The following is a 23,206-nucleotide window of genomic DNA, read 5'->3' as shown; positions in this document are numbered from 1 at the left end:
TGCAATTGCCGCAGCGATTCCTGCAACGGCCCCTTCGACGGCTCCGCCAACCACGCGGTCTCGGCATCGCGCTTCCACCCGGTGAGCATCGTCGAGGTGTCCGCATAGGTGACCCGCCGCTGCTCCTGCGACCACGCCCGCGACCGCTCGGCCAACGCCCGATTGTAGACATACCGGGTGCACCCGAACGTCCGCGCAAGCTGATCCGCCTGCACCGCAGTCGGATAGAAACGGTACTTGAACGCCCGCTTCACCATCCTCCCCACCATGACCGAAGACACTAGCCATACGGTCCGACAAATCCAGATCGGCTACCCCGGACCCGAAGGACCGGGTTTGCACCGAAAGACTCACGGATCAGGGCGGACGGTGAACGCATCCCGCCGGACGGCCGGCTGGCCGTCTACCGGAGCGAGGATGCCGGGCACAGCTGGACGCGCCTCGACAGCGGGCTGCCCGAGCTCGACTACAACGTGGTGCTCCGCGACGCCGCCGCAGTGGACATCGCCGACCCGGTCGGCGTGTATTTCGGCACGCGCGGCGGCGAGGTCTACGGGAGTGCCGACGAGGGCGCAACTTTCCGCACGGTGGCGGCGCACCTGCCCGACGTGCTGTGTGTGCGGGCCGCGGTGATCGAGTCATGAGCGAGGGCGTCACCGTTCGGGTTCCGCGGGCGCTGGCGTCGATCGTCGGCGGGAAGCGCTCCGTGGACGTGCCCCTCGACTCCGCCTCGACGGTCTCCCACGTGCTCGACGTCCTGGCAGGCGAGTTCCCGATTCTCGGCCGCCGGATTCGGGACGAGACCGGCGCCTTGCGGCGGTACGTCAACGTCTATGTGGACGGCGAGGACGTCCGGCTCCTCGACGGCGTCGGGACCGAGGTGGCCCCCGGGCAGGAACTGCAGATCCTGCAGTCCGTCGCCGGTGGTTGAGTTAGTCGGCCAGTTGCATCGCGACGGCCCGGGTAGGGGCTCCGTCACCGTCCTCGAGGGAGATCGGCAGGAGACTGACGAGCGGGTCCGGGAAGTCGATCCGGTCGAGTCGGCACAGGTTCTCGCCGATCACGCCGCCCGCGTCGGCGATCAGGTGGTGAACCGGATATCCGGCATCGGCGTGCTCGTCGTCCGGTGTCTCGTCGACGCTCGGGGCGTCGAGGCAGAACGTCCGCACGCCCCGATCGAGCAGCAGTGCGCACAGTGCGGGGTCGAGGAACGGATGCGTGTAATAGGCGTCCGTTCCGTAGAACCGAGACCACCCGGTATGGAAGACGGCGATGTCGCCCGGCCGGACGTCGTCCGCCCCGGACCCGATCAGGTCCGGGGTGATCCGCTGCCGCGCATCGATCCCGCGCACGTCGAACACGACGCCGCGGCCGACGAACAGCTCCGGTGCCAGCCGATCGATTGTCGCCGCCCCCGCTTTCAGGTGCGCCGGGGCGTCGACGTGCGTCCCGGACTGCGAACCGATCCGGACGTCCAGCACGTTGTAGCCGTCGCGCTCGAGGGTGCAGTGCCGGGTCAGGGTCGGCACCGGGTCGCCGGGATACACCTGCATCCCGGGCCCGATGGTGTGGGACAGATCCACGACTTTCCGCACGTGTGGCATCGCTCGATTGTCCGGGATCCGGGCATGGAAACGCACGCCGGGACGCCCTCGGCGTCACCCGTGCCGCGATATGCTCGATGGCGAGCGAAGAGGTGGTGGCATGACCGATTTCGACCCGCTCGCCACCCAGCGTGAGTCGGTGACTGCGACCTTCACGGCCGAGCTGTCCGCGGTCGGGCTGGAGGACGCCAAGGAGATCGGGCACGGTGGGTTCGGGGTGGTATATCGGTGCGCGCAACCGGAACTCGACCGCACTGTGGCGGTCAAGGTGCTCACCTCGGCGCTCGACGCCGAGAACCTCGAACGCTTCCTGCGGGAGCAGCGCGCCATGGGCAGGCTGAGCGGCCACCCGCACATCGTCAACATCATGCAGGTCGGGACCACCGACACCGGCAGGCCGTACATCGTGATGCAGTACCACCCCCACGATTCGCTGGACGTGCAGATCCGGCGGCGCGGGCCCATTCCCTGGAGCGACGCCCTGCGGATCGGGGTGAAACTCGCGGGTGCGCTCGAAACAGCGCACCGGGTCGGTATCCTCCACCGGGACGTCAAACCGGGAAACATCCTGCTCACGGAGTACGGCGAACCGCAACTCACCGATTTCGGGATCGCCCGGATGTCGGGGGCGTTCGAGACGACGGCGGGCACCGTCACCGGGTCCCCCGCGTTCACCGCGCCAGAGGTCCTGTCGGGGCGGACCCCGACCGCCGCGTCCGACGTGTACAGCCTCGGCGCGACCCTGTTCAGCGCGATCACCGGGCACGCCGCCTTCGAACGGCACAACGGCGAGGAGGTGATCGCGCAGTTCCTGCGTATCACCACCCAGCCCGTCCCGGACCTGCGGACCGAGGGATTCCCCGAGGACCTCAGCGCCGTGATCCAGCGGGCGATGTCCGGGAAACCGGAAGATCGCCCGGCGTCCGCCGCCGCGTTCGGGGACGAACTGCGCGAGGTCGAGCGGCACCACGGTCTGGCCGTGGACGAGATGGCGATGCCCGTCGACCCCGGTGTCCATCACACCGAGGACTCCTCGCACGGCACGGTCTCGACCGTCTCCGGTCCGTTCCGGACGTCCACGACGGGACGGGCGAAATATACGTCGACGCCGCCGCCCGCGCCTGCCACCCGGTTCCGGCCGCCCGCCGCGACCCGGCAACTCGTGGAGCGCGACCGGCTGATCGAACTGCTGCGGGCCGGCCGCCGTCGCCTGCTGACCGTGATCCACGGTCCCACCGGATTCGGCAAGAGCACCCTCGCCGCCCAGTGGCGGAACGTCCTCGCCGACGAGGGTGTGGCGGTCGCGTGGCTGACCGTCGACAGCGACGACGACAACGTGGTGTGGTTCGTCGCGCACCTCATCGAGGCGATCCGCCGCGTGCGCCCCAACCTGGCGAAGGAACTCGGCCAGGTCCTCGAGGAGCACGACGACGAGGCCGAACGGTACGTGCTCACCTCGCTCGTCAACCAGATCCACGAGAGCGGCGAACGGATCGCCCTGATCATCGACGACTGGCAGCGCGTGTCGGAACCCACGACGATCGCCGCCCTGGAGTTCCTCCTCGACAACGGGTGCCACCACCTGCAGGTCGTGGTGACGAGCCGGACCCGCGCCGGTTTGCCGATGAGCCGGATGCGAGTCAAGGACGAACTCGTCGAAATCGATTATTCGGAACTGCGTTTCGACGATTCCGAGGCGCGGTCGTTCCTCGTCGAACTCGGCGGCCTGCCCCTCGACAGCGAGGACGTCACCGAACTCCGCGACTCGACGGACGGCTGGGTGGCGGCGCTGCAATTGGCATCGCTGTCGCTGCGCGGGCGCGCCGATCCGTCGGAACTGATCGCCGGACTGTCCGGGCGCCACCACGCGATCGGCGAATTCCTCGCCGAGAACGTCCTCGACACCCTCGAACCCGAGATGCTCGACTTCCTGCTCGCCACCTCGATCACCGAACGCACGTGCGGCAGTCTTGCCAATACCCTTGCGGGCACGTCCCGCGGGCAGGCGATGCTCGAGGCGGCCGAGGACCGGGACCTGTTCCTGCGCCACATCGACGACGAGCGAACGTGGTTCCGCTACCACACCCTGTTCGCCGAATTCCTGCGCCGCAGGCTCGAACGCGACCAGCCCGACCGCGTCCGGGAACTGCACCGGGCCGCGTCCCGCTGGTTCTGCGACCACAGCCTGCTCCGCGAGGCCGTCGAGCACGCCCTTGCCGGCGGCGAAGAGCAACGCGCCGTGGAACTCGTCGAGGCCGACGGGCTGTCGCTGCTCGAGCAGTCGCAGTCGGCGACCTTGTCCACGGTGGTCGACATGCTGCCGCCGGGTCTCGTCGCCACGAGTGCCCGGCTGCAGGTCACGACGGCCTGGGCGCACGCGATGACGAACCGGACCACGGCCGCGGAGCGGTCACTCGAACGAGCCGAACGGGCACTCGCCGACAGCGAGGCGAGCGCGGGTGACACGGCGGATCTGCGGGCGGAGGCGGGCGTGGTGCGTGCCGTGGCCGAACTGCGCAGCGACCGCACCGAACGGATCGACGAACTCGTCGGCGACTGCCTCGCCCGGCCGGAGTCGCTGCACCCGTGGGTGGTGTGCGCCGCGTTCAACGTCAGCACGTTCGCCGCGGTGTACCGGTTCGACTTCGCGGAGGTGCGCAGGATCCAGGAGGTCGGGCGACCCTTCTACGAGCGGAACAAGGGACCGCACAACGTCGTTCACGGCCAGAGTTATCTGGGTGTCGCCTCGTACGAGCAACTCGACATCGACGACGCCGTCGACCGTTTCCGGCGGGCCCGCCGAGCAGGCCGGAAACTGGGTGGGCCGCGTGCACCGTCCGCCCGGCTCGCGGGGTCGCTGCTCGGTGAGGTGCTCTACGAACGGGGCGACGTCGAGGAGGCCGAGCGTCTCCTCGACGACGGATACACTCTGGCCATCGAGACCGGCGGGGTGGATTTCAAGGTCGCCCGCTTCGTCACCGGAGCGCACGTCAAGGCGCTGCGCGGCGACCGCGAGGAAGCGGCGAAACGCCTCCACGCCGGACTCGAGGTGGCCGGAACCTACTCCCTCGCCCGCCTGCGGGCCCGTGTCGAGAACGAACGACGCCGACTCGGCATCGCCGCGCATCCGACCCTCGGCGCACCGGACCCTGTCCGCTACGAGAACCGGCGGCGCCCGGTCGCGGGCATCGACGAGATCGTCGCGCAGGTCGAGGAGGCCACCGCGGTTCGGATGCTGCTCGCCACCGGGTCCCGCGAGAACATCGAGACGGCGTGCGCGTGGACGCAGGAGTGGACCGACCGACTGGCGGGCACCGGCCGCAACCGCGCCCACCTGCTGGCGGAACGCCTGCGGGTGGCGTGCCTCGCCGCGGCGGGCCGCGAGGACGAGGCGAAGCAGGCACTGGCGTCCATCGCCTCGATCTGCGCGGCGCGCGGGCTTCACCGGGTACTTCCCGACGGCGGGCCCCTCGTCGTCGCCCTGGTCGCGGATCTGCGGGCCGATCAACTGGCCGGCGACTGGCCCTCGGACCGGCCGACGGTCCCCTCCGATTTCCTCGAGGAACTGCAGAACTCGACGTCTCCGTACACGATGTGACCGGCGGTCAGGGCGGGGTGGGCGCCTCCTCCCGAATCAGTCCGGCGGCGCGCAGGTCCTGCCAGAATTCGGCCGGGATCGGGTGTTCGAGCCAGGCCGCGTTCCGCCGCAACTGGTCGCAGTTCCTGGCGCCCAGCAGAAGTTCCCGCACCGCGGGATGCGCGGCCGCGAACTGAATCGATGCCGCCGCCAGCGGAACCTCGTGACGCGCGCAGAACTTCTCGATGTCGCGAACCCGCCCCAGCACGTCTTCCGACGCCGGCTGGTAATTGAACTTCGCGCCGGGCACCGCGCCGGTGGCCAGGACGCCCGAGTTGAACACGCCGCCGAGCACGATCGCGACGTCGCGCTCCGCCGCGAGCGGCAGCAGGTCCGTCACCGGATCCTGTTCGAGCAGTGTGTATCTGCCCGCGAGGAGGACGCAGTCGAGGTCGACGCGTTCGAGGGCGTCGACGCAGACGTCGGCCTCGTTGACCCCGACACCGATCGCCCGGACCACGCCCTCGTCCCGCAACCGGATCAGCGCGGGGAACGCACCCGCGAGCGCCTCCGCGAACCGCGCGGGCTGGGCGTCGCCGTGCGTGTACCGGTCGACGTCGTGCACGTAGAGGATGTCGAACCGGTCGTGGCACATGCGCTGCAGGCTGTCCTCCACCTGCCGCAGCACCGCGTCGTACGAGTAGTCGAAGTCGGCCCGGAACGGTGGTGTGTCCACCCAGATTCCGGTGTCGAACGACCCACGGGCCGCGGGTGTCAGTGTGCGTCCCACCTTCGTGGACAACACGTAGCCTTCGCGGTCCTTCGTCAGCAGTGCGTGGCCTAATCGGTGCTCGGACAGTCCGTGCCCGTACATGGGTGCGGTGTCGAACGACCGCACACCCATGTTCCACGCCTCGGCGATCTGCGCCTGGGCATCCGTCTCGGGGATCGGCCGGAAGATGTTGCCGATGGGCGCACCGCCGTAGCCGAGGAGGGTGACGTCGAAGCCGGCGCGCCCGAATGTCCGGCTGTCGTTCCCCTTCACGGTGTCTCGCCTCCGTCGCGCCAGTCCTTCTTCTCACCCCAGCTGCGGCGGTAGACGACGGGCAACTCCGCATCGGCGGACGGGGCGACGCCCGGCCGGAGCACGACGAGGTGCCCCGGACCTCCGTGGGAGAGATTCTCGATCGACGGCAGGGCGAGTTCGACGGCTTCCCTGGCGATGGCCTCGGTCACTCCGGAAAAAGTGGTCATCCGGTCATCCTTCCCCACGGATCAGATCGATCGCCTTCTCGGCGATCATCACCGTGGGAGCCTGCGTGTTGGAACTGACGATCCGCGGCATGACGGACGAGTCGACCACCCGCAGGCCCTCGATTCCCCTCACCTTCAGTTCCGGTGAGACCACGGCGTCGTCGCCGACGCCCATCGCGCACGTGCCGACCGGGTGGTAGGACGTACGACCGTACGCGCGAACGAACTTCACGTAGTCGTCCTTGGTGTTCACCGACAGGCCACCTGCCAGGTGCTCCGCCTTGATGTGGCGGGCCATCGACGACTGCGCCATGATCTCCCGGCTCTGCCGCAGCCCCTCGATGCTCGACTCGAGGTCGAAGTCGGTGGCGAGGAAGTTCGGGTCGATCAGCGGCTGGGCGGTGGGATCGTTCGACCTGATCTTCACCGAACCGCGGCTCTCCGGCCGCAGCGCGTACGAGTTCAAGGTGCAGCCGTATCCCGGGCGGACCGCCGCGACACCGGCCTCGACGCCGGCGGCGGGCAGGAAGTGGAACTGCAGGTCCGGGATCGACTCCGCCGCGTGCCCGAAACTGAACCCGCCCGCCTCCACGACGGTCGACGCCAACGGACCCCGCCGGAAGGCGGCGTACTCGAGACCCGCCTTGGCCGTGGCCGGACGGATCAGGTTCAGGCGGTCGAGACTCTGGTATTCGCGGAGTTCGTAGATGACGTCGAGGTCGCAGTGGTCGTGCAGGTTCCGGCCGACACCGGGAAGGGCATGGGTCACCTCGACGTTCGCGTCCCGGAGGTCGTCGGGATGGCCGATTCCCGACAGCTGCAGGATCTTGGGTGATCCGAACGCGCCCGCAGCGACGAGCACCTCGCGCGACGCGCGGAACGTCTCCACGCCGTGCGGGGTGAGCACCTCGATCCCGGTGGCGCGTCCGCCGTCGAGCAGAACCCGCGACACGGTGACGTTCTCCCGGACCGTCAGGTTGGGCCGCTTCCTGGCGGGTGCGAGGTACGCGACCGCGGCGCTGCACCGGCGGGCGTTCTTCGTGGTCGTCTGGTAGAGGCCGACACCGTGCTGGTGATCGCCGTTGAAGTCGCCGTTGAACGGCAACCCGAATTCCTGCCCCGCCTGGACGAACGACTTCGACAGCGGATGGGGGTTCACGGGATCGGAGACCCCGAGCGGGCCGTCGGTCCCGTGGTACGGCGCCGACAGCCGTTCGTTGTCCTCGGACCGCAGGAAGTACTTCTGGATCTCGTCGAACGACCATCCGGCGCAACCGTATTTGAGCGCCCACTCGTCGTAGTCCTCGTGCGCGCCGCGGGTGAACACCTGGGCGTTGATCGAGCCGCCACCGCCGATGACCTTGCCCTGGGCGAGCGGGATGACGCGCCCGTTGCAATGCTCCTGCGGGACGCTGGAGAATCCCCAGTCGTATTTGCTCGCGGTGAGTTTCGCGAACCCCGCGGGAACATGGAGGAACGGATGCCGGTCGTTGCCGCCTGCCTCGAGCAGGAGAACCCGGACCGTCGGGTCCTCGGTCAGCCGTCCGGCCAGCACACACCCCGCGGTGCCGCCGCCTGCGATGACGTAGTCGTACGTGCCGGCACTCATCGGTTGCCTCCGGTCCAGTTCGGGAACACGCGGGTGCGCGGTCCGGTGCGGATCTGAATGGTCTTGACGTCGGTGAACTCGTCGAACCCGGCCTGCCCCATCTCGCGGCCGAACCCGCTCTGCTTCATGCCGCCCGCGGGCAGTTGCGGGGCGCCGTCGATGGTCGTGTTCACCCACACGCGGCCGCTGCGCATCTCCTTCGCCACCCGCAGCGCCTTGTCGATGTTCTTGGTCCAGATCGACCCGGCGAGACCGTATTCCGTGGCGTTGGCGAGCCGGATGGCGTCGTCGACGTCGCTGAACCGGGTGACGGTGAGGACGGGACCGAAGATCTCCTCCTGGAAGGCGGCGGACTCTTCGGCCACGCCGTCGAGGATGGTCGGGGCGACGAAATGCCCTCTCCCCCAGCGCTCTCCGTCCAGCCGGGTGCCGCCGGTGAGGACGGTCGCGCCGTCCCGCCGCGCTGCGTCGATGTGCCCGAGCACCTTCTCGAGATGACCGGCGTCGATCATCGGGCCCAGCTCACTCGCCTCGTCGAGCGGCCCGCCGACCGTGATGCGGCCCGCGGCCTCGACGAGTCGCGCGACGAACGCGTCCGCGATCGAGTCCTGGACCAGGAGCCGGGCCCCCGACACGCAGCACTCACCCTGGTTGAAGAACACACCGAACAGGACGCCGTCGAGCGCGTCGTCGAGGTCGGCGTCGTCGAACACGACGCTGGCCGCCTTGCCGCCCAGTTCCATCGACAGCCGCTTGACGCTGCCGGCCGAGGCCTCGACGATCTGTTTGCCGGTGGCCGTGCTCCCGGTGAACGACAGGATGTCGAGCAGGCTGCTCTCGGCGAGCGGAGCACCGACCTCGGTGCCCGCCCCGGTCACCACGTTCACCACCCCGTCGGGGACCCCGGCCTCGGCGAGCAACCGGGCCAGCTCGACGGCGGTCCCGGACGTGAACTCGGACGGCTTGACCACAGCCGTGCAGCCCGCGCCCAGCGCGAACGGCAGCTTCTGCGCGAGCAGGAGCAGCGGGAAGTTCCACGGGATGATCATGCCGACCACACCGGCGGGCTCGCGGACCACCATCGCGGTGCAGTCTTCGCCGAGCGCGGTGTGCGCCTCGCCGTGCATCGTCATGGCCAGCGCCGCGGCGTACTCGAACAGTTCGATGCTCGCCCCGACGTCGCCGCGGGCCAGGGTGATCGGCTTGCCGGACTCCTCGGCGTCGATCCGGGCGAGACGTTCCTCGTCCCGGCGCATCAGCCCCGCGCAGCGCAGCAGCGCCCGGCCTCGGTCCATCGCCGTCCAGCGCGGCCACTCGCCGTCGTCGAAGGCCTCCCGCGCGACCGCGACCGCGTGGACGGCGTCGGCGCGGGTGCCCGCGGTGAACGTGGCGACCACGCGACCGTCGGCCGGGCCCACCCGTTCGATGATGTTCCCGGTCGGGGGCACGCTGCGCCCGCCGATGAAATGTCCGTAGCTACGGATCTGTGTTGCTTCGACTGTCGACATCTTTGGCAGTTCCTCGTCAGTGTTCGTGGATCAGGACACCACGCAGGTTGAGGCCCGCGTGCATGTCCACGTATGCGTCGTTCACCTGGTCCAGCGTGTAGCGCCGGGTGATCAGTTCGTCGAGTTTCAGTCGCCCCGACTTGTAGTAGTCCAGCAGCGCCGGGATGTCCCGGGTGGGGTTGCAGTTGCCGAACAGGACCCCGCGCAGATGCTTCGCGTAGACCACCAGTTCGAGCGGGCTGATCGGGATCCCGGGTGTGTTCTGGCCGATCGACACGACCGCGACGGTTCCCTCCTTGCGGACGGCGCCGAACGCGTCGGCGATCAATTGCCCGTCCACCACCCCGACGGTGACGACGGCGCTGTCGGCGCCCTGACCGTTGGTCACCGAGCGGACGAACGGCATCGCCTCGTCGATCGACGCGTACGCGTGGGTGGCCCCGAGTTCGAGGGCGCGTTCGCGTTTGAACGCGACCGGGTCGACGGCCACGACGTGCGCGGCACCGGCGTGGTGGGCGCCCTGCACGGCGTTGATCCCCACACCGCCGACACCGACGATCAGGGCGGTGTCCCTCGGACGGACGCCCGCGCCGTTCACGGCGGAACCCCAGCCGGTCGCGACCCCGCACGACACCAGGCAGGCCACGTCGAAGGGGATGTCCTCGTCGATCTTCACGGCCTGCGCCTGGGACGTGACGAGGTAGTTCGCGAACGTGCCGAGGCGTTGCATGGCGCCGATCGGCCGCCCCGACTGGGTGGCGAACCGCGCCGTTCCGTCGAGCATGAAACCAGCCTCCATACCGGCCCCCGTATCGCAGATATATTGCATCCCCTGCGCGCACCAGGCGCAAGTTCCGCAGGCGGGGAGGTAGGCGGTGGCGACGTGATCGCCGACGGCGAGCCGGGTGACCCCGGGACCGACGGCGTCGATCACCCCGGCACCCTCGTGACCGCCGACCAGCGGCAGCGTGTTGGGGATGTCGCCGGTGACGAGGTGATCGTCGGAGTGGCACAGCCCGGACGCCATCACCTTGATCCGCACCTCCCCGGGACCGGGCTCGGCGAGGACGAGATCGTCGACCTCCCATTTACCGCCCACTTCGTGAATCACCGCACCGCGTGCCGTCGTACTCATCGTTCTCCTTCGAATCTCACACTGACACAGGGTCTTATTTGATGATCGAGAGCCGGCTGCGGTCGAGCGTCACGGCGACCGCGACGATGACGACCACGCCGTACACGATCTGCTGGAAGCTGGGGTCGATGCCGGCCACCGAGCCGCCCACGCGGAGGACGGTGACCACCAGGGCGCCGACGAGCACCCGCCACGCGCCGCCGATTCCGCCGGTGATGGCGCAACCGCCGACCAGTACCGCGGCGATCGCGGGGAGCAGCAGCGAATCAGCGAGTTGCGGTGCGGCGCTCTGCTGCTGGGCCGACAGCACGATACCCGCGGCTCCCGCGAAGAAGCCGGACAGGGCGAAGGCTCCGACCCGGACGGCCCGGGTCCGGACGCCGCTCATCATCGCCGCGATCTCCCCCAGCCCGACGAGGTGGAAGACATTGCCCCGCGGCGAGAACCGCATCGCGCAGAACACCGCTACCACCGCGGCCACGCCCGCCCACACCGCCATCGGCAGTCCGAGCACCGTCCACGAACTGAGCCAGAAGATCGCTTCGTAGCCTTCGCTGATGTAGATGGTGGTCGACCCCGAGGCGACGAGCGCGACCGCACCCCAGAATCCCAGCGCGCCGAGCGAGACGACGAACGACGGGACCTGGCCGAACACGATCAGCAGACCGGTCAGCGCACCGATCAGGGTGAGCGCCACCAGGGTGACGACGACGGCGAGCGGGCCGAGCGGACCGATCGCCGTCGCCAGGATCACCGTGGCGAGCGACGCGAGTGCCGCCACCGACAGGTCGATGCCGCCGGTGAGGATGACGAACATCTGGCCCAGCCCGAGCAGCAGGATCGGGACCGCCTGCGCCGAGACCACCGCGAGAGCGTTCATCGACAGGAAGTTCGGTTCGGCGAGGGCGACGAGGAGCACGAGCGCGACCAGCACGACCGACGGTCCCGCCAGGCGCAAACGGTCCCGTGTCGTCCGGGACACCGCGGCCGCCGCACCCCCGGGTGCGCGGGTCTCGGCGGAAGTCCTCTCGGTGGAAGTTCTTGTTGCCACGGCGATCACATCATCTTCTCGAGGAGTTGGAGTTTGCTGGGCGGGTTTCCGGGCGGCGAGTCGAACTCGGCGGTGATCTCGCCGTCGCGCATCACGATCACGCGGTGGCCGAGGCCGATCGCCTCGTCCAGGGTGTCGGCGAGCACCAGAATCGCGACTCCCCGCTCGGACAGGTCGCGGAACAGGGCGTACAGGTCTTCCTTCGCGCCGATGTCGAGACCGCGGGTGGGGTGGTCGAGCACCAGCACCTTCAGTCCGTCGCCCAGGATCCACTTGGCGACCACGGCCTTCTGCTGGTTGCCGCCCGACAGTCGGGCGATGTCGGCGTCGGGGTCGGCGGGCCGGATGCCGAGTTTGTCGATCCAGGTGCGCGCGGTCTCCTGCACCCGGGCGCCGGAGGAGATCCGGCCGCCGCCCGCCTTCACCGGATGCACCGTCGCGATGTTCTGAGCGACGGTCGCCCCGGCGATCATGCCCTCGACGCGACGCTCGGCCGGAACGTACGCGACACCGGACCGCACGGCGTCCGCGGGTGATCGGGGCGCCGAACGCTGCCCGTCGATCTCGACGGTCCCGGAGTCGACGGGGACGGCGCCGAACACGGCGCGGGCCACCTCCTCGCGGCCGGAGTCGACCACCCCCACCACCGACACGATCTCACCGGCGTGGACGTCGAGCGAGACGCCCTTCGCCTTGCCGCCGCACGTGAGGTTGCGGACCGACAGCGTCGGCGTGCCGGTCCTGGGGACGGCGCGTTTGCGTTCCGACGAGTAGATCTCCTCGGCCGCACCCTTTCCGATCATCAGCTGGTACAGCTCGGATTCGGTTGCCGCCGCGGCGATCCGCTCGCCGACGACCTTGCCGTCGCGCAGCACGTACACGCGGTCGGAGAAGCGGAGGACCTCGTCGAGGCGGTGCGAGACGAAGATGACGGAACCGCGTTCCTTGAGGGCGGTGACCCGGCGGTGGAGCACCTCGACGTCCTCGGGTTCGAGGACCGACGTCGGCTCGTCGAGAATGAGGAGCGGCGGGTGTTCGGACTGCCGGGACGCGACGGCGCGCGCCACCTCCACCATCTGGCGCTGCGCGAAACCGAGCGTTTCGGTGAGCGCACCGGGGTCGACCGTCGACTCGACCACGGACAGCATGTCCTGGGCGCGGGCGCGGATCCGGCGCCGGCGGAGGAATCCGGCGCGGGCGGTGTCGCCCTCGTACCCGAGGACGAGGTTCTGGCCGACGGTGAGGTTCGGCAGCAGCGACTGCTCCTGATGCACGACCCCGATTCCGTGGCCGGCGGCGTCGGCCGGGCTCGAGAAGCTCACCTCGTGCCCGCCGAGCACCATCCGGCCACCGTCGTGGCGGTGCACTCCCGCGAGGATCTTGAGCAGTGTCGACTTGCCGGCGCCGTTCTCGCCGATCAGTCCCACCACCTCGTTCGGAGCGATGGACAAGCTCACGTCGTCGAGGACGGTGTTGGGTCCGAATTTCTTCGTGACGTTGCGGAGTTCCAGGAGAGATGTCATTTCACGACCCTCAATCGACTGCGGGCGGGCCACCCGGTCGCGATCACCGCGACCACGATGATGAGTCCCTGCGCGCCCTGCTGGATGTACGGGCTGGCACCCGAGAGGAGAAGCCCGTTGCCGAGGACCACGAGGAGCAGCACACCGACCAGGGAGTGCAGGGGTCCACCGCGACCACCGGACAGCAGAGTGCCGCCGACGACCACCGCGGACAGGGTGAGGAACAGGCTTCCCGATCCGACGCTCACGTCGCCGACACCGAGCCGGATGGTGGCCAGCACTCCGCCGAGCCCGGACAGCAGTCCGGCCACGGCGAACAGGATGATCTTGCTGCGCCCGACCGGGACCCCCGCCAGGCGGCTGGTCGACTCGTCACCGCCGATCGCGTAGGTGTGCATGCCGAGCCGGGTTCCCTTGCACAGCACCACCGTCACGGCCACGGCGGCGAGCGCGAACACCACGACGACGGGCAGTCCGAGCCAGTGGCCACCCGCCCAGGCGGCGAGCGACGGGTCGGCGAGTTGGGGTGTGGCGGTGCCGAAAAGCACGGTGGCGACACCGAGCCCGACGAACCAGGTTCCCAGTGTGACGAGGAAGGACGGCACCCGGGCGACGACGTGCAGCACCCCGTTGGCCACCCCGAAGAGCAGTCCGACGCCCAGCGCGGTGAGGACCGCGAGGAGTCCGAGGTCGTTGCCGTTGACGCTGTTCGCCGCGAGCAGGACGAACGTCAGCCCGCTGGCCGCCATCACGCCCTCGATCGACAGGTCCACGCCGCCCACCAGGACCACCAGCGTGGCGCCCATCGCGAGGACCACGGGAATCGCGGCCTGCTCCACGATCGCCATCGCATTGCTCGCCGTCGCGAACCCGGGCGCCAGTGCGGCGAAGACGCCGCACAGTCCGAGCAGGGCGGTGAGCGGGCCTGCGGTGGAGAGCAACCGTCGCACGCGGGGTCTGGTGGTGCGCGCGGTCGGGCGAGTTTCGGTGGGAGTCGTCACCTCCCCCATCATTTCGGTCGTCGACATCGTCACTCCTTCGGAAGATTGTGTGGTTCGTGAATGGTGAGGGGGTTACCGGGCCACCGGGCCGGTGATGCGGGAGAAGGGATCCTGCACGGACCGCACGATCTCCTCGTCACTCGGCACGGTGCGGAACCGGTCGACGTTGCTCGCGGTGATCAGCGACTGGTCGACATAGAATTCGCGGTTCTCACGGGGCAGCGACGCGATGTCGATCTTCCCGGTCATGGCCTGGTAGCAGATGGCGAGGCCCATCGCGCCGTTGAAGTAGGGGTCGGTCGTGTACGTGGAGAGCAGTTCGCCGTCGGCGATGGCGCCGAGCCCTTCCGGGGTGGCGTCCGCGGCGCTGGCGATCTTGATCTCGCCCGCCCTGCCTGCTTCACGCACCGCCTGCAGGGCGCCGAGAGCCATGGAATCGGTTGCGGCCCAAATGCCGTTCACCTGGTCGCCGTATTTGTTGAGCAGGGTCTGCGTGGTGGTGTACGCCTTGTTGCGGTCGAAGTCGGCGGGCTGGTCGTCGAGCAGGGTGACACCGGACTGTCCGTCCATGGCCTGCCGGAAGCCCTGGAATCGGGTCTGACTGATCTCGTTGGCGAGCAACCCCTGCAGCGCGATCACACCGCCGGTGCCGCCGAGCGAATCGACGAGCGCCTTCCCGGTGTCGGCGCCCTGCTGGACGCCGTCGTAGGCGACGTAGGACGCCCACCCGTTCCCGACGTCCCAGGGGTGCAGGTCCGAGGGCTTGCTCCACTGGGTGACCGCGCACCCGCCGCTGTTCTGCACGGCACGCACGATCGCCGGGGTGTCGGCGCTCGTGTTCGGATTGATGTTGAGCAGGACGGTCTTTCCCGCGGCGAGCACCGACTGCAGCTGCGACAGCGCGTTCTGCGAGTCGCCGCCGTAGACGATCACCTTCAGTTCGATCCCCAGCGATTCGGCGTACGCGCGGCTGCCCTGCACCCACGCGGCCTCGTACGGGTTGGTCAGCGACCGGACCTCGGAGACCATCACCATGTCGCCGCGGTCGACGGCGGCGCCGTCCCGCTCGGTCCGTTCCGATCTCGTCGAGCAGGCGACGGCGGAACTCGCCATGACGGAGATTGCCGCGGCGACGCCGACGGCCCGGACCGCCGCCCTGACCGATCGTTTCGCCGGTGTCATCGTTCGTCCGAGCCGGTGCCCGCGGCACCCTTCAGTACTGCCCGGCTGATGATCAGCCGCTGCATTTCGCTGGTGCCTTCGTAGATCTTCGTGATGCGGGCGTCGCGGTAGAGGCGCTCGACCTCGTACCCGCGGATGAAGCCGTTGCCGCCGAATACCTGCACGGCGGCGTCGGCGTGGCGCACGCATCCCTCGGAGGCGTACAGCTTGGCCATCGAGCAGAGCGTCTCGGCGTCCGCCGCGCCGGTGTCGAGGGCCCGCGCCGCCTCGACCGACAGCGCGGTGCCGGCCCGCAGTTCGGTGGCGACGGTGGCGAGGGAGAACGAGATGCCCTGGTTCGCGGAGATCGGCTTGCCGAACTGGCTGCGGTCGAGGGACTGCCGGGTGGCGGCGTCCAGTGCGGCGCGGCTGATGCCGAGGCTCAGTCCCGAGATCCCGAGACGGCCCTTGGCCAGCACCTTCATCATGTAACCGAACGCTTGGCCCTCCTCGCCGAGGAGCGCGTCGGGCGACAGCCGGACGGAGTCGAACACCAGACCGCCGACCTGGGACGCCCGCTGACCCATCTTGTGTTCGTGGTAGGCGCGGCTGACCCCGGGCTGGTCGACGTCCACCAGGAACACCGAGATGCCGCCGCGCTTCCCCAGTTCGGGATCGGTGACGGCGAGGACGACCGCGAAGTCCGCGACCGGGGCGTTGTGGATGTAGATCTTCTCGCCGCTGAGCACCCAGCCGTCGCCGCTGCGCACCGCCCGCGTGGTGATCGACCCGAGGTCGGATCCGGACCCCGGCTCGGTGAGCGCGTAGGCGCAGCGCTTCACGGCGGAGAGCATCGGGCGCAGGTACTGCTCCTGCTGCTCGGGGGTGCCGTAGTTGCCGAGCAGGCTGCCGAGGATCTCGACGAGGCCGCACTGGTCGGCCACCGACGCATACCCGTAGGACAGCGACTCCATGACGAACAGGTAGTCGAGGGCGGTGCCGCCGAATCCGCCGAACTTCTCGGGCACGGTGATGCCGAAGAGCCCGATCTTGCCCATCTCGGCGTAGATCTCTTCGGGGAATCGTTCGGTCTCGTCCAGTTCGCCGGCGACCGGCCGGATCCGTTCGTCGACGAACTCCGCGACGAGCTTGCGTTCGTCGGTTCCGAGTACGGACGACGGAATGACACTGTTTCCGGTTGGCATGTGGTTGTCTCCTCAGATGTGTACGGCGACGGGGGCGAACAGCCCCGCGTCCATCAGGCGTGGGTTCTTGATGATCGGACGGAATCCCATGTGCGGCAGAATGTCCCGATCGATGTCGATACCGGGAGCGATCTCGGCGAGTTCGAGGCCGTCCCGGGTGAGCACGAAGACGGCGCGTTCGGTGACGTACACCGCCTCGCGTCCCTCGCGGACGGCGAGAGCGCCGGAGTAGGTGACCTGGTCGACGCGGTCGACGAACTTCGGCACCGATCCTTCCCGCCGGATCACCAGTTCTCCCCCGACGATCTCGACGACCAGTCCGCGGGCGGTGAAGGTTCCGCAGAACACGGCGCGCGGCGAGTTCTGGGAGATGTCGATGAACCCGCCCGGTCCGACGATGCCGCCGCCGATCTTGCTGACGTTGACGGCCCCGGTGACGTCGACCTCGGCCATGCCGAGGCAGCTGACGTCGAGCATTCCGCCCGAGAACAGGTCGAACTGGGTGGTCGACGAGTGCACGACCTTCGGTCCGCGTGCGGCCCCGAACAGGTCGCCGGAGACGGGGATGCCGTCGATCAGCCCCTGCTCGATGGCGAGTGTGACGTCGTCCAGGCGGTCCTGTTCCGCGAGCGCGTCCACGACCAGGGCGGACACCCCGAAGCCGACGTTCAGGACGTCGCCGTCCCGAACCTCGGCCGCGGCCCGCCGGGCGATCAGCATGCGGATCGGATCGTGGTTCGTGGCGCCGAAGCCGGCGTTCGCCGCGTCGCCGGACAGTTCCGGGTCGAATTCGCCCGCGTACGTCTGCCACTGGGCCGGCGCGTGGACGACGTCGTCCACCAGGACCGCCGGGATGTGCACGAGCCGCGGGTCGATCGGCCGGTCGAGCAGATTCTTCACCTGGACGATGACCCGGCCGCCGCAGGCCTTCGCCGCCTGGGCGACGGCCAGCGCGTCGAGCTGCGCGGCCTCCCCCGAGCACGTGACGTTGCCGGACGGGTCGATGGAATCGCCGCGGACGATGGCCACGTCGACGGGAAACGGCTTGTAGCGCAAGTACTCACGGCCGTCGAGCGTGAGGAGTTCGACGAGATCCTCGGTGGCGGACGGGGTGAACTTGCCGCCACCGTGCCGCGGGTCGACGAACGTGTCGAGGCCGGTGGCGGTGACGAGTCCCGGCCGGCGCGCGCCGATCTCCCGCAGCAGTTGGCTGATCGCGCCGCCGGGCCACGCGTACGCCTCGATCTCGTCGTTGCGGACGAGTTCGATCATCGTCGGCGACCACGTCCAGTGCCCGCCGATGACCCGCTTGATCATGCCCTTGTGCGCGAGGTGGTTGGTTCCGCGGCGCACCCGGTCACCGATACCGAGGGCGTGCACGATCGTGAGGTCCCTCGGCGATCCGGTCGCCAGAAAGCACTCTTCGAGCGCCTTCAGCACCGTGTCCGGTTCGAGGATTCCGCCGCCCGAACCGGTGAGGGCGATCGTCGATCCTGGCGCGATGCCGCTCACGGCTCGTGTCGCGGTGGTCGGTGTCCAGCGCCTCGCCGCGGCACCCGGTCCGGGATGTGTCATATCCGCTCCTGTAAATGCTTACATTTGGCCAATCGGTCCATGAACGCCATGTACCTCGGTTATTGACACACTATATTGTGAGCTGAGCAACATCAAGAAAGCGATTACAAAAGTTTTCCGAGGCCTGTCCGGCTACCGAAAGGACACGATTCGCCGACGACTGTCACGTCGGCCTGCTTCACCGCACCGGCGCAGCTCTGTGCGCCGGGGTGACATGGATGATCGACGGCTCGGGCGCCGATGCCGCCTTTACCGCCGAGTGAGAACCCCGGCTCAGCTCGGGACGGGACCCGTCGACTCGCGAATGACGACGTTCGCGGGGATCAGCGGCGGAGACGTGGTGGTCTCGTTGTTCAGGGCGGCGCGCATCAGCGACCACGCCTGGTCGCCCAGGTCGATCTTCGGGCTCACCACCGTGGTCAGGCGCGGCGCCAGGTGGCGCGCCATGTCGATGTCGTCGAAGCCGGTGACCGAAATGTCCTCGGGGACACGGAGTCCGCGCTCCCGCAGTTTCGAGATGACGCCGAGCGCGGTCAGGTCGTTGAAGCAGACGAGGGCGGTCGGCTCATGGGTGAGCGCTTCCTCCACCACGTCGTAGCCACCCTCGATGGTCCCGTCCGACGGCACCGCCGTCGCCTCGATCCCGAGCACCTTCGCCATTTCGATGGCCCGCCACCGCTCGCGGTTCTGCCAGGCCAGGTCCGAGCCCTTCACGTAGACGATCCGGCGGTGGCCGAGCTTCGCGAGATGCCCGCACAGCTCCATCATCGGGGTGAAGTTGTCGACCGCGACCATGGGGAGGTCCACCCCCAGCTCCACCCGGTTGACGAGCAGGACGGGAGTCGCCTGCCTGGCGAGTTCCTTCAGTCCGCTCGTCGGGATCCTCGACGAGAGCAGCACGAGGCCGTCGACCTGGCCGAGCAGGTCGAGCGCGGTGGCGAGTTCGTCGGCTGCGTCACCGGAGTAGTCGGCGACGAGCATGCGGTATCCGTCGGCGGTGGCGCCGTGGTGCATCTGCTTCACGACGTCGAAGAAGTACGCGTTGGCCAGGTCGGGCAGGATCACGCCCATGTTTCTCAGCGACCCGAGGACGAGTCCGCGGGCGGCGGTACTGGGCCGGTAGGACAGCTCCTCGGCGACCTTGTGGACCCGGGCAGCGAGGTCCGGGGTCACCGACGAGCTGCCGCTCATGACACGGGAGACGGTGGCGATCGAGACGCCGGCGGCCTTCGCTACGGTGTTGATCGTGACGCGACGGCTCGCGGGCACTCGGGTCTGATCAGCCATCGCTGCCTCTGCATCTCTCGTCGCCATTGCCACCGTCCACCCAGTGCAGGGTGGAAACGCTTACAGCGTAGCGCGAAGGCGGTCCCCGATCACGCGGACGCTGACTCCCCGCGCAACAACGCGCGCGTTCCGAGCAGTTTCCGCGACGTCAGCAACACCTTGACGTGCCTGCTGCCGTTCGATTCGAGCTCCTCGACCGCGCGGCCGAACTCGTCCAGCGGAAACGTCGCGGTGTGCAGCGGAGACGCGTCCACCTTCCCCGACTCGAGCAGTCCGGCCGCGTCGACGAAGTCCTGCCGCACGTAGTTCCGGCACGCCACGACGGACAGTTCGCGGGCGTAGAGCGCGCTGTAGTCGAGGGTCAGTTCGTGCCCGGGTTTCGCGGACGCGATCGCCACGTACCGGCCGCCCGGAGCGAGCACCCGCAGCGCCAGCCGAGCGGACTCCTGGGAGCACACCGTGTCGTAGACGAGGTCGACCGATTCGGTCCGGTCCCGGAGCCAGCCCTCGAGCGCGTCGCCCGAGTCCGTCGTGAAGTCGCTCATCCCGCACGCCAGGGCGGGCCGCTCGCGTTCGGTGTAGCGATCGACGCCGAACACCCGGACGCCCCGGCTCCGCGCCACCAGCGTGGTCGCGAGACCGATCGCCCCGGTCCCGACGACCAGTGCGGTGTCCCCCGCCGACACGCCGCCGCGGCGGACGACGTGCACGCCAACGGCGAGGGGTTCGACGAGCGCCCCGAAGCGGTCCAGCACCGCGTCGCTCACGGGCACGCACTGCGTCTCGGGGACGACGAACTCCTCACTGAAACACCCGCGGGGATCCGACAGCCCGAACACCCGGATGTTGGGGCAGTTGTTAATTCTGCCGTCCAGGCACGCGCGGCATCGGCCGCACCCCGTGGTCGGGTAGACCATCACCGGCTGTCCAACGGCGAGACTTGTGCCCGGGCCCATCCGGGACACGCGTCCGGCGCATTCGTGGCCCAGCACCGTGGGGTACGCGGCGACGGCGTTCCGGCCACGCAGATGCGACAGGTCGCCGCCGCAGATCCCGGCCGAGTCGAGAGCGACGACCACCTCCCCCTCGCCGGGTTCCGCGACGTCACCGCGGTCGAGAACATAGTCGTTCGGACCGTCGACCCGAATACTCAAGACTGACATGCACTTTCCCTTTCCTCGGAGACGATCACCGGCGTCGTGCCGGCTGCGGCGGACCGGTAGGCGGCGTCGATCACCGACTGCACGCGCAACCCGGAGCGGGCGTCGGACAGCGGCGCCGCCCCGGCCGCCCAACTGGTGAAGACGTCCTCGTACAGCGACCGGAACCATGCCGTCATCGACAGCGGGTCGGGTCCGGACGCGTCGACGGACCCGTCGACGAGCGTGCGGGCACCGTCGCCGATCAGGACGAGCGAATCACCCACCAGCCGAAGCTGTCCCGCGTCGCCGAACAGGTGGATCGTCTCGGCGCCGCCCGGCCAGGCCGCCGTGCTCGCCGTCACCGACGCCGCATGCGTGCCCTGGTCGATCAGCAGGTGGATCGTGTCCTCGGCCTCGAGCCGCCCACGACTGGTGGCGGCCGCGGCGACGACACTGCGCGCCGGGCCGGTCAGCGACAGGTAGAGGTCGAGGGTGTGGATGGCCTGGGTGATCAGCACTCCGCCGCCGTCGCGGTCCCAGGTGCCGCGCCCGGCCGCGGCGTAGTAGGAGTCCGGCCGCCACAACGGAACGGTGACGGTGGCCGAGCGGAGGGTGCCGATCGCGCCGTCCGCGAGCAGTTGCCGGGCGCGGCCCGCCGCCTCCTTGTAGCGGTGTTGCAGCGTGACCGCGGCCCGGACCCCGGTCCGTTCCGCCACGTCCACGATCGCCTGCGCATCGGACAGCGAGGCCGCCAGCGGTTTGTCGATCACCAGGTCCAGACCGCGTTCGGCCAGCGCCGACGCGACCGCGAGGTGACTCGACGGCGGCGTGACCACCACGGCAGTGTCGGCGGCCAGGGCCGCTGCCGCGTCGAGACTCGGAAGGATTCGCGCCTCCGGTGCCAGTCGGTGGGCGGCGGCCGCCCTCTTCTCGTCGCGCGTCACCACACCGACCACGTCGGCGCCGACCGCCCGCAGGGCCGTGAGGTGCGCGGCGCTCGCGAGACCGGCCCCGACCACCACGACACGTCGGGTCACGACGCCGCCTCGGCGGGGGTTCCCGCACCCACGCTCCGGCCGAGGGTCTCGGGGAGCAGGGCGATGCCGATCAGACCCACCACGCTCAAGCCCATGAGGTAGCTCGCGACGAGCCAGGGTGCTCCGCCGGCGACGGCGACGAGGGCCGTAGCCACCAGCGGAATCGTGCCGCCGACCACCGCGGCGGGGATCTCCCGGGAGATCGCGATGCCGCTCCAGCGGATCTTGGTGGGGAACAGTTCGGAGAGCAGCGCGCCGCCCGGTCCGGACGTCGTGCCCTGGACGAGGCAGATGCCGAGGATCAGCGCCAGCCCGACCATCCACGGCGACCGGGTGTCCAGCATCATGAACATCGGGAACGGGAAGACGATCCCGAAGACCGCTCCGGCCAACAGGACCGGCTTGCGGCCGATCCGGTCGGCCAGGCGGCCGAATCCGAGGATGACGGGGATGGCGCAGAACTCGGCGATGATCAACCCGATCAGGGCCTGGGTGGAATCGACGCCGAGGGTCTTGGTCACGAACGACAGCGCGAAGACCTGCATGACGTAGGCCCACGGAATCACGAAGCTGAACAGGGCGAGCCCGCACAGGATCTGCCGCCAGTGGTTGCGGACCGCCTCGACGAGCGGCGCACGGTCGACCTCACCGTGCTGAGCAGCCTCCTCGAATACCGCCGTCTCGTTCACCTTCAGCCGCAGGTAGCCGGCGACGAGAACGATGACGGCGCTGGCCAGGAACGGAATACGCCAGCCCCAGGACAGGAAGAGGTCGTCGGGCATCAGCGTGAGCAACGCGAAGATCGCGGTGGCGCCGCCGGTCCCGACGTAGATCGCGGCCCCCGGATACGCACTGGAGAGGGCTCGCCGGGAACTGTCGGTGGATTCGGTGACCATCGTGATCGCCCCGGCGAACTCGGCTCCCGCGCCTGCGCCCTGGAACAGGCGGAGGACGATCAGGAGGATCGGCGCCCAGATGCCGATCGCGTCCGCGGTGGGCAGTGCCCCGATCAGCGTCGTCGAGGCGCCCATCACGAGCAGGGTCATGAGGAGCATCGGTTTGCGGCCGATCCGGTCGCCGAAGTGCGCGAAGACGAGCCCACCGATCGGGCGGGCGCCGAGGCCGACGGCGAACGTCCCGAAGGCCGCCATCGTGCCGGCGAGGGATCCCGCGCCTGGGAAGTAGAGGGGCCCGAAGACGAGGGCGGCCGCGAGACCGTAGAGCGTGAAGTCGTACCACTCGATCACGGTTCCCGCCGCGCTCGCCTTGATCACCCGGCGGCGTTGCTGCCCCGCCGACCCGTGCGGCACCGCGGTCGACCGCTCGGTGCCGAGTTCGGTCATGCCCATCGAGAACTCCTGACTGTGAAGGGGAACTGCCGGAACCCGACTACTATGACCCACGTCACCGAATTTGTAAACGCTTTCTCAGTTACGCACCGGAATTCCCGTTCACACAGTTCACAGCTATATGCTCGACGAATCTGGACCGGAACCCGTCAGATATCGCTTTCTTCACTAGCGGTAGACGGGGTCGC

Annotated in this window: 20 protein-coding genes; 3 read left to right on the top strand and 17 right to left on the bottom strand. The window is 69.2% G+C overall.

Translation table 11 applies throughout. The features are described from left to right. Positions 1-269: helix-turn-helix domain-containing protein (locus tag MLGJGCBP_RS43895; RefSeq protein ID WP_201453360.1), on the bottom strand; the 269-nt coding region annotated here is incomplete at its 3' end. A gap of 204 nt (positions 270-473) precedes the next feature. On the opposite strand from MLGJGCBP_RS43895, the gene MLGJGCBP_RS52520 reads away from it, so the two are divergent. Both MLGJGCBP_RS52520 and MLGJGCBP_RS43885 read left to right on the top strand, forming a co-directional pair. Then, the gene (locus MLGJGCBP_RS52520) at positions 474-644 is read left to right on the top strand and encodes a hypothetical protein (protein WP_236581701.1); all 171 of its coding nucleotides are present in this window, start codon (positions 474-476) and stop codon (positions 642-644) included. Continuing rightward, a complete protein-coding gene (locus tag MLGJGCBP_RS43885; RefSeq protein ID WP_087555238.1) occupies positions 641-931 on the top strand; it encodes a MoaD/ThiS family protein in 291 nt (96 codons plus the stop codon). The genes MLGJGCBP_RS52520 and MLGJGCBP_RS43885 overlap by 4 nt, the downstream gene beginning before the upstream one ends. Position 932: 1 nt before the next feature. Here MLGJGCBP_RS43885 and MLGJGCBP_RS43880 read toward each other — a convergent pair whose 3' ends face one another. Next, positions 933-1,604 (bottom strand): cyclase family protein, encoded by a 672-nt coding sequence (locus tag MLGJGCBP_RS43880; protein WP_160103931.1) that lies wholly within the window; start codon positions 1,602-1,604, stop codon positions 933-935. Positions 1,605-1,704: 100 nt separating this feature from the next. Here MLGJGCBP_RS43880 and MLGJGCBP_RS43875 point away from each other — a divergent pair, with 100 nt between their 5' ends. Further along, positions 1,705-5,202 carry a serine/threonine-protein kinase gene (locus MLGJGCBP_RS43875; RefSeq protein WP_160103929.1) on the top strand — a complete coding sequence of 1,166 codons (3,498 nt, stop codon included), beginning with the start codon at positions 1,705-1,707 and terminating at the stop codon, positions 5,200-5,202. A gap of 7 nt (positions 5,203-5,209) precedes the next feature. Here the strand turns inward: MLGJGCBP_RS43875 and MLGJGCBP_RS43870 are convergent, their stop codons facing one another. The 15 genes from MLGJGCBP_RS43870 to MLGJGCBP_RS43800 all read right to left on the bottom strand — a co-directional run bounded on the left by MLGJGCBP_RS43870 (position 5,210) and on the right by MLGJGCBP_RS43800 (position 23,018). Further along, positions 5,210-6,226, bottom strand: coding sequence for an aldo/keto reductase (locus MLGJGCBP_RS43870; RefSeq protein ID WP_160103927.1), 1,017 nt, complete (start codon positions 6,224-6,226; stop codon positions 5,210-5,212). Next, positions 6,223-6,435: a hypothetical protein gene (locus MLGJGCBP_RS43865; protein ID WP_236581700.1), complete on the bottom strand. Its 213-nt coding sequence runs from the start codon at positions 6,433-6,435 to the stop codon at positions 6,223-6,225. The genes MLGJGCBP_RS43870 and MLGJGCBP_RS43865 overlap by 4 nt, the downstream gene beginning before the upstream one ends. A gap of 4 nt (positions 6,436-6,439) precedes the next feature. Then, entirely contained in the window at positions 6,440-8,044 is a 1,605-nt protein-coding gene (locus MLGJGCBP_RS43860; RefSeq protein ID WP_160103925.1) for a GMC family oxidoreductase, read from the bottom strand. Further along, a complete protein-coding gene (locus MLGJGCBP_RS43855) occupies positions 8,041-9,552 on the bottom strand; it encodes an aldehyde dehydrogenase family protein (RefSeq protein WP_160103923.1) in 1,512 nt (503 codons plus the stop codon). Before MLGJGCBP_RS43855 ends, MLGJGCBP_RS43860 begins: the two co-directional genes overlap by 4 nt. A 16-nt stretch (positions 9,553-9,568) precedes the next feature. Next, positions 9,569-10,687, bottom strand: a complete 1,119-nt coding sequence (locus tag MLGJGCBP_RS43850) for a Zn-dependent alcohol dehydrogenase (protein WP_160103921.1) — start codon at positions 10,685-10,687, stop codon at positions 9,569-9,571. A gap of 34 nt (positions 10,688-10,721) precedes the next feature. Further along, positions 10,722-11,747 (bottom strand): ABC transporter permease, encoded by a 1,026-nt coding sequence (locus MLGJGCBP_RS43845; protein ID WP_160103919.1) that lies wholly within the window; start codon positions 11,745-11,747, stop codon positions 10,722-10,724. Beyond that, positions 11,744-13,261 carry a sugar ABC transporter ATP-binding protein gene (locus MLGJGCBP_RS43840; protein WP_160103917.1) on the bottom strand — a complete coding sequence of 506 codons (1,518 nt, stop codon included), beginning with the start codon at positions 13,259-13,261 and terminating at the stop codon, positions 11,744-11,746. Before MLGJGCBP_RS43840 ends, MLGJGCBP_RS43845 begins: the two co-directional genes overlap by 4 nt. Further along, positions 13,258-14,289, bottom strand: coding sequence for an ABC transporter permease (locus MLGJGCBP_RS43835; protein ID WP_160103915.1), 1,032 nt, complete (start codon positions 14,287-14,289; stop codon positions 13,258-13,260). The genes MLGJGCBP_RS43840 and MLGJGCBP_RS43835 overlap by 4 nt, the downstream gene beginning before the upstream one ends. A gap of 45 nt (positions 14,290-14,334) precedes the next feature. Further along, the gene (locus MLGJGCBP_RS43830; RefSeq protein ID WP_160103947.1) at positions 14,335-15,375 is read right to left on the bottom strand and encodes a sugar ABC transporter substrate-binding protein; all 1,041 of its coding nucleotides are present in this window, start codon (positions 15,373-15,375) and stop codon (positions 14,335-14,337) included. A 65-nt stretch (positions 15,376-15,440) separates the two neighbouring features. Beyond that, positions 15,441-16,628, bottom strand: coding sequence for an acyl-CoA dehydrogenase family protein (locus MLGJGCBP_RS43825; protein ID WP_160103913.1), 1,188 nt, complete (start codon positions 16,626-16,628; stop codon positions 15,441-15,443). 12 nt (positions 16,629-16,640) lie between these two features. Then, entirely contained in the window at positions 16,641-18,203 is a 1,563-nt protein-coding gene (locus tag MLGJGCBP_RS43820) for a CoA-transferase (RefSeq protein ID WP_160103911.1), read from the bottom strand. Between the two features lie 273 nt (positions 18,204-18,476). Then, complete coding sequence (locus MLGJGCBP_RS43815) at positions 18,477-19,490, bottom strand: LacI family DNA-binding transcriptional regulator (RefSeq protein WP_160103909.1); 1,014 nt, start codon at positions 19,488-19,490, stop codon at positions 18,477-18,479. Between the two features lie 89 nt (positions 19,491-19,579). Further along, the gene (locus tag MLGJGCBP_RS43810; RefSeq protein ID WP_160103945.1) at positions 19,580-20,644 is read right to left on the bottom strand and encodes an alcohol dehydrogenase catalytic domain-containing protein; all 1,065 of its coding nucleotides are present in this window, start codon (positions 20,642-20,644) and stop codon (positions 19,580-19,582) included. Further along, positions 20,641-21,669: a Gfo/Idh/MocA family oxidoreductase gene (locus MLGJGCBP_RS43805; RefSeq protein ID WP_160103907.1), complete on the bottom strand. Its 1,029-nt coding sequence runs from the start codon at positions 21,667-21,669 to the stop codon at positions 20,641-20,643. Before MLGJGCBP_RS43805 ends, MLGJGCBP_RS43810 begins: the two co-directional genes overlap by 4 nt. Next, a complete protein-coding gene (locus tag MLGJGCBP_RS43800) occupies positions 21,666-23,018 on the bottom strand; it encodes an MFS transporter (protein WP_160103905.1) in 1,353 nt (450 codons plus the stop codon). Before MLGJGCBP_RS43800 ends, MLGJGCBP_RS43805 begins: the two co-directional genes overlap by 4 nt. Positions 23,019-23,206 lie beyond the last annotated feature (188 nt).

The sequence above is a fragment of the Rhodococcus sp. T7 genome (assembly GCF_009872365.1).
Classification (GTDB): Bacteria; Actinomycetota; Actinomycetes; order Mycobacteriales; family Mycobacteriaceae; genus Rhodococcus_F.
Note: the sequence above shows the minus strand (reverse complement) of the source record. Positions and strands in the feature narration are given on the sequence as shown.